The organism is Pseudomonas versuta, from assembly GCF_001294575.1.
GTDB lineage: Bacteria > Pseudomonadota > Gammaproteobacteria > Pseudomonadales > Pseudomonadaceae > Aquipseudomonas > Aquipseudomonas versuta.
Map to the genome: position 1 here is coordinate 3,297,837 of NZ_CP012676.1, position 12,026 is coordinate 3,309,862.

Here is a 12,026-nt window from a genome sequence, read left to right on the forward strand (position 1 = left end):
TGTCCTATGCTGATCGAAGGGCGCAGACACGCGACTTTGATCATTCGGACCCGTTGATTCAGGTCACTCGTTGTAGATAAAACAAAATATTGCCACTTAAATGGCTTGTTTTCTATTTTTATGAGAATAATCTTGTAATTCCAACAACAAATCGATGGCGGACGCTTTCCATGACTCTACGAATCGCAATCAATGGTTTTGGCCGAATCGGCCGTAACGTCCTACGTGCACTGTATACCCAAGGCTACCGTCAGGACTTGCAGATCGTCGCCATCAACGATCTGGGCGACAGCTCGATCAATGCTCACCTGCTCAAGTTCGACACGGTTCATGGCACTTTCGACGCAACTGTCGAGCATGATCAGGACAGTCTGACCGTGAATGGCGACCGCATTGCCGTCAGTGCCATCCGCAATCCGGCTGAACTGCCATGGGCTGCATTGAAGATCGACGTGGTGTTTGAATGCACCGGCCTGTTCACCGATCGCAGCAAAGCCGAGGCCCATATCAGCGCCGGCGCACGCAAGGTGATTATCTCCGCTCCCGGCAAAAATGCCGATGCGACTGTGGTCTACGGGGTTAACCACGACATCCTGCGCCAATCGCACCAGATCATTTCCAACGCTTCATGCACCACCAACTGCCTGGCGCCTGTGGCGCAAATTCTGCACCGCGAATTTGGTATTGAAAACGGCCTGATGACCACCATCCACGCCTATACCAACGACCAGAACCTGACCGACGTTTACCACAGCGACCCCTACCGCGCCCGTTCGGCTACCCATAACATGATCCCGAGCAAAACCGGCGCTGCCGAAGCCGTGGGCCTGGTACTGCCTGAACTGGCCGGCAAACTGACCGGCATGGCTGTTCGGGTTCCGGTGATCAACGTGTCACTGGTCGACCTGACCATTGAGCTCAAGCGTGAAGTCAGCGCAGCTGAAGTCAACGCGCTGTTCAAAGAAGCCAGCCAACATTCCAAAGTGCTGGGTTACAACACCCTGCCGCTGGTTTCGAGCGACTTCAACCACAACCCGCTGTCGTCGATCTTCGACGCCAATCACACCAAAGTCAGCGGCAAACTGCTGAAAGTCCTGGCCTGGTACGACAATGAGTGGGGCTTCTCCAACCGCATGCTCGATAACTGCCTGGCGCTGTACAACGCGGAGTAACGCGATGATCGGTATCAGCTTCACCACGGCTCCCCTGGCGGCGCGCAAGCGTATCGCCCTGGTGGCCCACGATCACTGCAAAGGGTTCTTGCTGGACTGGGCCGAGCGGCACAAAACAGCGCTCAGCCAGCATGACCTGTGTGCCACCGGCACTACAGGTCTGTTGCTAAGCCAACGCCTGGGGTTACCGATCGAAAGCATGATCAGCGGCCCGTTGGGCGGCGACCAGCAGGTTGGCGCACGGATCGCCGAACAACGGGTCGACATGCTGGTGTTTTTCTGGGACCCCTTCGAGCCGCAGCCTCACGACCCGGATATCAAGGCACTGCTGCGGGTCGCTGCGGTGTGGAATATCCCAGTGGCATGCAATGAATGCAGCGCCGATTACTTGATCAGCAGCCCATTGATGAGCCAGCCCCACGAGCATCGCATCCCGGATTACAGCGCCTATCTCAAGGGCCGCATTTAAGCGGTATCTCCTAGTCCCCGATGTGGGAGCTGGCTTGCCAGCGATGCAGGCACCGCGGCTTTAGCCTCATACCGCGCTGCTGCAATCGCTGGCAAGCCAGCTCCCACAGATGGTCAGTTGCCTCGCAGATTCGCCCCCGACCAAAACAGCACTTGACCAACAGAGCAGATGATAAGCATTATCATTCGCTAACATTCGGTCGGGTAGTACAGTGAGTCAGTCCCACTTCAATCAAGTCTTCCTTACCCAACGGGTAACCCTGCTGCGTACTCTGGAACGGATGGTCAACAACCACAGTACCGCCGAGGACCTGCTGCAAGAGACCTACTTGCGTGTGACCCGGGCCTTGAACGAGCGCGCGATCGAACACCTTGAGCCATTTGTGTTCCAGACGGCGCGCAATCTGGCCCTTGACCATCTAAGGGCACGACGCATTCAGTCCCGTACGGTGGTTGAAGACGTACCGATGGAAGTCATCGAAGGCGTCGCCTCCCCCCTCAGCACCCCCGAAGAAGCCCATCAAGCCGCGCAATTACTGGAGCGTTTGAGTGTGAGCCTGAGCCAGTTGAGCGCACGTCAGCAGCGGATTTTCATCCTCAGCCGTCTGCATGGCTGCAGTTATCAAGAGATCGCCAATGAACTTGACGTGTCATTGAGCACCGTCCAAAAGGAACTCAAATTGATCATGGCAATCTGCATCGGGGTAGCCGACAGGCTGAGTCGGCCTTAATCTTCACCGTCGATGCCTGCAAAATGCCCTGAGACTGCCAAGGAACATCCGTGACGGACACTCACAAATCTGCTCAAGACGTGCTGCAAGACAGCGCCATGGATCAGGCACTGGACTGGCTGATCACGCTTGAGTGCGCGAACGCCGAACAAAAGTGCGCCTTCAATGACTGGCTCAATGCCGACCCTGCCCATGCACTGGCTTTTGCCAAAGCCAATGCCATCTGGAACGGGCAACCGCTGCTGGACGCCGCCAAAACCTTGCAAACCCGCCGCACTCCCGGTTTGTTGCGGCGTGCAAGCCGGTACTGGAAGCACGTGGCAACCGCCGCAGTGCTGATCATTACCGTGGGCGGTTACAGCAACGTGCCGTTACGCCTGCAGGCCGATCACCTGACAGTGGTGGGCGAACGCCAGCGCCTGCAACTCGAAGACGGCTCAAAAGTGCTGCTCAACACCAACTCTGCGTTTTCCAGCCATGTGGTCAATGCCCAGGGCAACGCCCGCCTGTATCAAGGCGAGGCGTTTTTCGAGGTCCCGGCCAATCTGGAATTTCCGCTGCTGCTTGAAGCCGGCCCGGTGCGCGCCAGCGTCCGCGATTCTGCTTTCGCCGTGAGTTACCTCAATGGCGAAGCGCATGTCAGGGTGCAGCGTGGCGATGTTGAATTGCGGGTAAAAAGTGTCGGTACACAAATGCGTTTGTCTGCCGGCAATAGTGTGAGCATTGGCCCCAACGGCTTTGGGCAACCGGTCACGCTCAACCCCCAGACCGACCTCGCCTGGGTCCAGGGGCGCCTGGTGTTTGAAAACTGCCCCATGGGCAAAGTTCTGGATGAAGTGCGACGCTATTACCCCGGCTGGATCGTCAACAACAACGACAAGCTGGCCAACGTGGCAGTGACCGGTAATTACCGTCTCGACCAGCCGCTGGACATCGTTCGCTCACTCGCCCACATCACCTCGAGCAGCCTTGCGGAATTTCCGGCACTGGTGATCCTCAATTAAACAGTGCAATTAATTAAAAGTTTTTTTACTCGATAGCCCGGGGTCATACGTCTCGTTGTAGTCAATGCAACTGATTCGCATTTTGAATCAGCTTCGCAACTATAAGATTCGTTCACCACGGAGCGCTATCAATGCCCACTCGTTTCAACAGCCGGTCCTCATCCAACGCCCGTCCGGGCGGCCTGCAACAGTGCACGTTGTCATTGTTGACCGTCGCCATGCTTCTGGCCGGTGTGCAAGCAGCTCCGGCCATGGCTGGCGGTGATGAGCAACCCGCTACCCGCTCCGTGGGCAATTACAAATTCGCAATCTCCCAGCAACCCCTGGTGTCCGCGCTTAACGCCTTTACCGTGGTGACGGGCTGGCAGGTCGGCTTGCCAGCCGAACTGGGACAGAATGTTTCCTCACCGGGAGTACGCGGTGCCCTGTCCCCGGAAAAAGCCCTGGATCGCCTGCTGATTGGCACAAACCTGGGCTATCGCAAGTTGGGCAACAACAACATCGTGCTCGAAAAACGCAGCAACAGCAGCGGTACTCTGGCCCTGCAACAGGTGACCATCAGTGCCACCCGCCAGGAACAGGACGTGAACTCGGTACCCAGCACCATCACGGTCCAGGATCGCCAGGCCCTCGACCGTCAGAACGTCAACACCATCAAGGATCTGGTGCGTTATGAACCGGGCGTTTCGGTGGGCGGCGCAGGCCAGCGTGGCGGGATCAGCGGCTATAACATTCGCGGCATCGACGGCGACCGGATCCTGACCCAGGTCGACGGAGTAGAAATCCCGGATTCGTTCTTCAACGGCCCCTATGCCAAAACCCAGCGCAACTACGTCGACCCCGAAATCGTCAAGCGTGTTGAAATCCTGCGTGGCCCGGCGTCGGTTCTTTACGGCAGCAACGCCATAGGCGGGGCAGTCAGTTACTTCACCCTCGACCCGGATGACATCATCAAACCGGGCGCGGATGTTGGCGCCCGCCTGAAAACCGGCTACAGCTCGGCCGATCGCAGCTGGCTCAAGTCCGGCACCGTGGCCGGGCGTTCAGGTGATTTTGACGGCTTGCTGCATCTGAGCCAGCGCGATGGCCACCAAACCGAATCCTATGGCGATCATGGCGGCACTGGTTTGAGCCGTACGGCAGCCAACCCGGAGGACGTCAAAACCACCAACGTGCTGGCCAAGGCAGGCTGGAACTACAACGATGACGATCGTCTGGTCTTCACCTACGAAAAATTCAAGAACCGGATCGATGCCAATGAAAAAAGCGCGGTCGGCGGGCCCTACAACAAAGGCCAGCCGATGGGCATGTACCGTTCCCGCTCCGGTACGGACACTGTCAGCCGCGAGCGTTTCGGGCTCGAAAACAGCATGGTTGTTGATAGTGCAGTGGCCGACAATCTCAAGCTGAGCCTCAATTACCAGATCGCTAAAACCGATCAGGACACTCTGGAAGACTACTTCCCCTTCTCCCGTAATGTGTTGCGTTCACGCAACACCACGTACCAAGAGAAACAATGGGTGCTGGACGCTCAGGCGGACAAAGCATTCCAGATCGCTGACACCGACCATTTGCTGACCTACGGCGCAACCGTAAAACACCAGAAAGTCACCGGCTCGCGCAGCGGCTCGGGGATCTGCCTGGCCGTAGGCAGAGGTTGCACTGCCCCGGGCGCCAACAGCCCGAGCGACTACCTGGTTAAATCCAGCGACTTCCCGGACCCGACCATCAACACCTACAGCCTGTTCGCCCAGGATGAGATCAGCTGGAACGACTGGACCTTCATGCCGGGGCTGCGCTACGACTACACCAGACTCACGCCACACATCACTCAAGAGTTCATGAATACGGTGGCCGCCGATGACAAGGACAGTGTCAGCAACAAGAAGAAGGTCTGGCATCGGTTCTCGCCCAAGTTTGGTCTGACCTACGCCCTGAGCGATCAATACACATGGTACGGCCAGTACGCCGAAGGTTTCCGTACCCCAAGTGCCAAAGCGCTGTACGGCCGGTTTACCAATCTGGGGGAAGGCTATTCGGTTGAGCCCAATCCCAATCTTGAGCCGGAAAAAAGCAAAAGCTTCGAAACCGGCCTGCGTGGCAATTTCGATGCGGGCTCATTCGATATTGCCGTGTTCTATAACAAGTACCGCGACTTCATCAATGAAGATGCGATCACACCCGGCTACGACGAGCTGACGTTCCAGAGCAACAACATCAAGCACGCCACCATCAAGGGCGCCGAAGTCAAAGGCCGCCTGAATCTGGATGCGTTCGGTGCACCCCAGGGTCTGTACAACATAGGCTCGGTGGCGTACGCCCACGGCAGAAACGACGACACCGGCGAGCCGATCAACAGCGTCAACCCGCTTAAAGCGGTACTCGGCCTTGGCTATGAGCAAGAGAACTACGGCGCCCTGGTCAGCTGGACCCTGGTTAAACGCAAGGATCAGGTCGACGACAGCAATTTCTTCTCGCCCGACGGCACCAGCACGCAATTCAAGTCCCCGGGCTACGGCGTGATCGATCTTTCTGGCTTCTATAAGGTCACCAAGGACGTCACCGTGAACGCCGGCCTGTACAACCTGACCGACAAGAAATACTGGAACTGGGATGATGTGCGCGGTTACGACAGCGTAGGTGAAGCCGGTGTCATCAACCCCGCCAACATGGATCGCCTGACCGCCCCCGGCCGCAACTTCGCGGTCAACCTGGTATGGGATATCTGATCCAGAGGCCCATTGCGCAGCTCTTTTACGCTGCGCAGTGAGGATTTTTTACTGTGCCGCGTCTTCTGGTTCGTCTAGTTACAAAGCGCATCTCATTCTCAAGGACATTTGCATGAATACTCCAGATTCCGCACCGCGCCCTTCCCTGCGTTCACAACGCCTGAACCAGATCACCAACGAGCCGCACCAAAAGCTCGATGCACTGGTCAAGGCGCACAAGCCGTTTGATCAAGTGGCCAGTTTCGCCCGTTTTGTCGTGGCCCAATACCTGTTCCAGTCGGAACTCAAAGCGCTGTACACCGACCCGGCCTTGCAAGAAATCGTTCCGGATCTGCCAGAACGTTGCCGTGCCGAGCAAGCCAGGGCCGATCTGGCCGACCTCAACACTGAAGTACCGGCCCCTGTTGCCGGCGCAGTGACCTCGCCGAGCAAAGCCGAAGCCCTGGGCTGGATTTTCGTTTCCGAAGGCTCCAAGCTCGGCGCCGCGTTCCTGATCAAACGTGCTGTTGGCCTGGGCCTGAGCGACACGTTCGGTGCCCGCCACCTGGGTGAGCCTGCAGGCGGCCGCGCCGAAGGCTGGAAGCGCTTTATCAGGACTCTCGACGGCCTGGACCTCAGCGCTGAAGAAGAAGCCGACCTGGACAAAGGTGCTGTTGCTGCCTTCGAACGTTTCACCGTATTACTGGAACACGCTTACGCTGCTGAACCGGAACTGGCTTAAGCTTGACCTGCCCGGTCAGCACTGGCTGACCGGGCGTCCTTTCATGCGTCTTGAGCTTATGACCCAGCAAACTCAATCCCCGTCGAAAATAGCTCGCGTGTTGTTTGGCTTGCTGGCCTACGTGAGTCTGGGTATTGGCCTGATCGCCATCGTGATTCCTGGCCTGCCGACCACCGAATTCATTTTGCTCGCTGCCTGGGCCGCGACCAAAAGCTCGCCGCGCCTGAGTGCCTGGCTCGAAAACCACCGTTTGTTTGGCCCGATCCTGAGTAATTGGCGCAACGGTAAAATCATCCAGCGCAAAGCCAAGGTCAGCGCCACGATCAGCATGCTGATATGCGCCGGGCTGATGCTGTATGTGCTTGACCACCAATGGCCAGTGTTCCTCGCCATTGCCGGCATGAGCATGGGCAATCTGTGGATATGGTCCCGACCAGAGCGCTTGCCACCGACAACTACCGCCCCGCAGAACGACTGATCCCGCTGGCAGCCTTCCACTGTAGGCGCTGGCTGGCCAGCGACAATATCAGTGCGGTTTCCCGCTTGAATCCGGTCGCTTGGATCGCTGGCAAGCCAGCTCCCACAGGTTTTTCAGGTCGTATTACAGGGTCAGTGCGCCGCTATAAAGCCCGTACGCCGCCGAAAGTGCTGTGAACAACACCGCAGCAAAGATCAGTTTTTCCCAGTGCTTGAACAGCGGCTCTCCCTGCTCGCGCTTGGCCTTGGCAAAGAGCAGAACCCCCGGGGCATAAAGCAATGCCGAGAGCAGCAGGTATTTGGGCCCAGCGGCATACAGCAGCCAAAAGGCATAACTGAGTGCCACTGCGCCTACCACCAGGTCCTTGATCCGCCGTCTGCTGGCGTGCGAGTAGGTCTCCCCCCTGACGCACAACAACACCGAATAGGCAGCCGACCACAGGTAAGGCACCAGAATCATCGAAGACGCCAGGCGGATCAGGCTGGTGTAGGTGCTGGCTGAGACCAGGGTAATGATCAGGAAAATCTGAATCATCACGTTGGTCAGCCACAAGGCATTGACCGGCACATGGTTGGCATTTTCCTTTTTCAGGAACGCCGGCATCGTTTTGTCCCTGGACGTTGCGAAGAGTATTTCGGCGCACAGCAGCGCCCATGACAACAATGCCCCCAACAACGAAATGACCAGCCCGATGCTGATCAAGATCGCGCCCCACTCCCCGACCACGTGCTTGAGTACCCCGGCCATCGACGGGTTCTGCAAGTTGGCCAGCTCCGGCTGGGTCATGATCCCGAGCGAGAGCACATTCACCAGCACCAGCAACGCCAGCACCCCGAGAAAGCCGATCACTGTAGCCTTGCCCACATCCGAACGTTTCTCGGCCCTTCCCGAATACACGCTGGCGCCTTCAATACCGATGAATACGAACACGGTGACCAGCATCATGTTGCGCACCTGGTCCATCACGCTGCCCAGATCGGGCGTACCCCTGCCCCATAGATCCCGGGTGAAGATGTCCGCCTTGAAGGCCACAGCCGCAATCACGATAAACATGACGATCGGGACGATTTTCGCGATCGTGGTCAATTGGTTGATGAAGGCGGCCTCCTTGATCCCGCGCAGTACCAAAAAGTGCACGCCCCACAGCAATAACGAAGCACAACCGATGGCAACCGGCGTGTTGCCCTGACCAAAAACCGGAAAGAAGTAGCCCAGGGTGCTGAACAGCAGCACGAAGTAACCGACGTTGCCCAGCCAGGCACTGATCCAGTAGCCCCAGGCCGATGAGAACCCCATGTAGTCGCCAAAGCCGGCCCTGGCATAGGCGTACACGCCTGAGTCGAGTTCGGGCTTGCGATTGGCAAGCGTCTGGAACACAAAGGCCAGCGCCAGCATCCCCACCGCCGTGATCGACCAGCCAATCAGTACGGCACCGCCAGCAGCCTGCTCGGCAATGTTTTGCGGCAGAGAAAAGATACCGCCGCCAATCATTGAGCCGACCACCAACGCAATCAGGGCATTGAGCCGAAGCTTTTGCGTCTGCTGTGACATTGCCACCTCTTTTTTCAATTATTTATTAACCGGTATCAGGGCACAGCCACGGGCTGACTAAATATAACTATGGCCTGAACGTTTACTAAGGTTAGGCAATAAGTATGCTGTTTTTAATAACAACGTTTTCTATTGAAACCTAAAAAACAATTTATATGTGAATGACATTTTAAATTTCCGGCGGCCGGATGAAACATCACGATGACATTTGCAAATCTGAAAATAGTGTCTAGCTTCAATCCCCACGCGAACGTAGTAAATCCGCAGCGTTGACTGAGAATATCCCTGTCTGGATAAGGCCTTCCAGAGCGCGTCAAAATAAGTCGCCATTGCGACTTACTCTCCCTATTCACAATGGAATGTAGTAATGCCCTGATCTAAGTCAACTGGCTCAAAAAACCAACGGACTAACCTTTAGGCCTCACTTCTCCTAGATTGGAGTCACTACAAATGTCTGATACTCCTGGAAAACTTCGACTGGGTGCATTGGTTGCGCTGGTAGTCGGCTCAATGATTGGCGGCGGTATCTTTTCTCTGCCGCAAAACATGGCCGCAAGTGCCGATGTGGGCGCTGTTCTTATCGGGTGGGCAATCACTGCGGTAGGCATGCTAACCCTGGCTTTCGTCTTCCAGACCCTCGCTAATCGCAAACCGGATATCGACGGCGGCGTTTACGCCTATGCCAAGGCCGGCTTTGGCGACTACATGGGGTTCTCATCGGCCTGGGGCTACTGGATCAGTGCCTGGCTGGGCAACGTCGGCTACTTCGTGCTGCTGTTCAGCACCCTGGGCTACTTCTTCCCGATCTTCGGCGAAGGCAACACGCCGGCAGCCATCATAGGTGCCTCGATTTTGCTCTGGGCCGTGCACTTTCTAGTGCTGCGCGGGATCAAGGAAGCAGCGTTCATCAATCTGGTGACCACCATCGCCAAGGTTGTGCCACTGATTCTGTTCATCCTGATTGCCCTGTTCGCCTTCAAGCTGGACATCTTTACCAGTGACATCTGGGGTCTGAAAAACCCGAGTCTGGGCAGCGTGATGGACCAGGTGCGCAACATGATGCTGGTCACCGTATGGGTGTTCATCGGTATCGAAGGGGCGAGTATTTTCTCTTCCCGTGCCGAAAAACGCTCGGATGTGGGTAAGGCCACCGTGCTCGGCTTTATTACCGTGCTGCTGTTGCTGGTGCTGGTCAACGTACTGTCGCTGGGCATCATGACTCAGCCTGAGTTGGCCAAACTGCAGAACCCTTCGATGGCGGCCGTGCTTGAGCACGTAGTGGGTCACTGGGGCGCGGTGCTGATCAGCGTCGGCTTGATTATCTCGCTGCTGGGCGCCCTGTTGTCATGGGTACTGCTGTGCGCCGAGATCATGTTCTCGGCGGCCAAAGACCACACCATGCCGGCCTTCCTGAAAAAGGAAAACGTCAACCATGTACCGGTCAACGCTCTGTGGCTGACCAACGCGATGGTGCAGTTGTTCCTGATCATCACCCTGTTCTCGGCCAGCACTTACCTGTCACTGATTTACCTGGCGACCTCAATGATTCTGGTGCCTTACCTCTGGTCGGCAGCCTACGGTTTCCTGTTGGCGGTACGCGGCGAGACCTACGAGAACGCTCTGGCGGAACGCAAGAAAGACCTGATCATCGGCGGTATCGCGCTGATCTACGCCATCTGGCTGATCTATGCCGGCGGCCTTAAATACCTGCTGCTCTCGGCCCTACTGTACGCCCCTGGCGCAATCCTGTTCGCCAAGGCCAAACACGAGAGCGGCCAGCCCGTTTTCACCAACATCGAGAAAGTGATATTTGCCGCAGTAGTGATTGGCGCCCTGGTAGCGGCCTATGGACTCTACGACGGCTTCCTGACCCTGTAACACCCTGTTTATGTACTTTGGAGGATGACTGTAATGACCACGGAAAAAGTGAAGTACGGCGTACATTCCGAAGCCGGAAAGCTGCATAAGGTTATGGTTTGCTCCCCGGGCCTGGCTCACCAGCGCCTGACTCCGAGCAACTGCGATGAACTGCTGTTTGATGACGTGTTGTGGGTCAACCAGGCCAAACGCGACCACTTCGATTTCGTCACCAAAATGCGCGATCGCGGCATCGACGTTCTGGAAATGCACAACCTGCTGACAGACATCGTTGCCATGCCTGAAGCACTGGACTGGATCCTGGATCACAAAGTAACCCCCGATCAGGTTGGCGTCGGTCTGGTCAGTGAAGTCAAAGCCTGGATCAAGAGCCTGGAACCACGCCACATAGCCGAGTACCTGATCGGCGGCGTCTCTGCAGACGATCTGCCGGACAGCTTCGGTGGCAAAACCATCCAGATGTTCCGCGACTTCCTGGGCCATACCAGCTTTATCCTGCCACCTCTGCCCAACACACAATTCACCCGTGACACCACCTGCTGGATCTACGGCGGCGTGACGCTGAACCCGATGTACTGGCCAGCCCGTCGTCAGGAAACCCTGCTGACCACGGCAATTTACAAATTCCACCCTGAATTCACCAACGCGGACTTCCAGATCTGGTACGGCGACCCGACCATTGACCACGGCAACGCCAGCCTTGAAGGCGGCGACGTGATGCCAATCGGCAAAGGTGTGGTCCTGATCGGCATGGGCGAGCGCTCTTCGCGTCAAGCCATCGGCCAACTGGCACAGAGCCTGTTCAAGAACAAAGCGGTAGAACGGGTCATCGTGGCGGGCCTGCCCAAGTCGCGGGCCGCGATGCACCTGGACACCGTGTTCAGCTTCTGCGACCGCGACCTGGTGACGATCTTCCCTGAAGTCGTCAACCAGATCGTCGCCTTCTCGCTGTACCCGGACGAAAGCAAAGCCGGCGGCATCGACGTGCGCCGTGAAGAAGCCAGCTTCCTCAATGTCGTGGCCAAGGCGCTTGACCTCAAGGCCCTGCGTGTTGTCGAAACCGGTGGCAATTCCTTTGCTGCCGAGCGCGAACAGTGGGATGACGGCAACAACGTAGTGGCTCTGGAGCCTGGTGTGGTGATCGGTTATGACCGCAACACCTACACCAACACTCTGCTGCGCAAGGCCGGTGTTGAAGTAATCACCATCAGCGCCTCCGAACTGGGGCGCGGCCGTGGCGGCGGCCACTGCATGACCTGCCCGATCGTACGCGACGCGATTGACTATTAATTCA

At 57.0% G+C, this 12,026-nt stretch carries 10 protein-coding genes; 9 read left to right on the forward strand and 1 reads right to left on the reverse strand.

Features of this window, described 5'->3' with window-relative positions; translation table 11 throughout:
* Positions 1 to 170 precede the first annotated feature (170 nt).
* The 7 genes from gap to AOC04_RS14790 all read left to right on the forward strand — a co-directional run bounded on the left by gap (position 171) and on the right by AOC04_RS14790 (position 7,303).
* Positions 171 to 1,172, forward strand: a complete 1,002-nt coding sequence (gene gap, locus AOC04_RS14760) for a type I glyceraldehyde-3-phosphate dehydrogenase (protein WP_060694605.1) — start codon at positions 171 to 173, stop codon at positions 1,170 to 1,172.
* Between the two features lie 4 nt (positions 1,173 to 1,176).
* A complete protein-coding gene (locus AOC04_RS14765) occupies positions 1,177 to 1,641 on the forward strand; it encodes a methylglyoxal synthase (RefSeq protein WP_060694607.1) in 465 nt (154 codons plus the stop codon).
* Between the two features lie 211 nt (positions 1,642 to 1,852).
* Positions 1,853 to 2,371: an RNA polymerase sigma factor gene (locus AOC04_RS14770; RefSeq protein ID WP_060694609.1), complete on the forward strand. Its 519-nt coding sequence runs from the start codon at positions 1,853 to 1,855 to the stop codon at positions 2,369 to 2,371.
* Positions 2,372 to 2,469: 98 nt separating this feature from the next.
* Positions 2,470 to 3,375 carry a FecR family protein gene (locus AOC04_RS14775; RefSeq protein WP_237178957.1) on the forward strand — a complete coding sequence of 302 codons (906 nt, stop codon included), beginning with the start codon at positions 2,470 to 2,472 and terminating at the stop codon, positions 3,373 to 3,375.
* A gap of 131 nt (positions 3,376 to 3,506) precedes the next feature.
* A complete protein-coding gene (locus AOC04_RS14780) occupies positions 3,507 to 6,104 on the forward strand; it encodes a TonB-dependent receptor (protein WP_060694612.1) in 2,598 nt (865 codons plus the stop codon).
* A gap of 112 nt (positions 6,105 to 6,216) precedes the next feature.
* Positions 6,217 to 6,825 (forward strand): biliverdin-producing heme oxygenase, encoded by a 609-nt coding sequence (locus tag AOC04_RS14785; protein ID WP_060694614.1) that lies wholly within the window; start codon positions 6,217 to 6,219, stop codon positions 6,823 to 6,825.
* 58 nt (positions 6,826 to 6,883) lie between these two features.
* Positions 6,884 to 7,303: a YbaN family protein gene (locus AOC04_RS14790; protein ID WP_060694616.1), complete on the forward strand. Its 420-nt coding sequence runs from the start codon at positions 6,884 to 6,886 to the stop codon at positions 7,301 to 7,303.
* Between the two features lie 123 nt (positions 7,304 to 7,426).
* Here the strand turns inward: AOC04_RS14790 and arcD (AOC04_RS14795) are convergent, their stop codons facing one another.
* Complete coding sequence (gene arcD / locus AOC04_RS14795) at positions 7,427 to 8,854, reverse strand: arginine-ornithine antiporter (protein WP_060694618.1); 1,428 nt, start codon at positions 8,852 to 8,854, stop codon at positions 7,427 to 7,429.
* Between the two features lie 450 nt (positions 8,855 to 9,304).
* Here arcD (AOC04_RS14795) and arcD (AOC04_RS14800) point away from each other — a divergent pair, with 450 nt between their 5' ends.
* Together arcD (AOC04_RS14800) and arcA are read left to right on the forward strand one after the other, a co-directional pair.
* Positions 9,305 to 10,732, forward strand: a complete 1,428-nt coding sequence (arcD, locus tag AOC04_RS14800) for an arginine-ornithine antiporter (RefSeq protein WP_060694620.1) — start codon at positions 9,305 to 9,307, stop codon at positions 10,730 to 10,732.
* Between the two features lie 33 nt (positions 10,733 to 10,765).
* The gene (arcA, locus tag AOC04_RS14805) at positions 10,766 to 12,022 is read left to right on the forward strand and encodes an arginine deiminase (RefSeq protein ID WP_060694621.1); all 1,257 of its coding nucleotides are present in this window, start codon (positions 10,766 to 10,768) and stop codon (positions 12,020 to 12,022) included.
* The last annotated feature ends 4 nt before the right edge of the window (positions 12,023 to 12,026 follow it).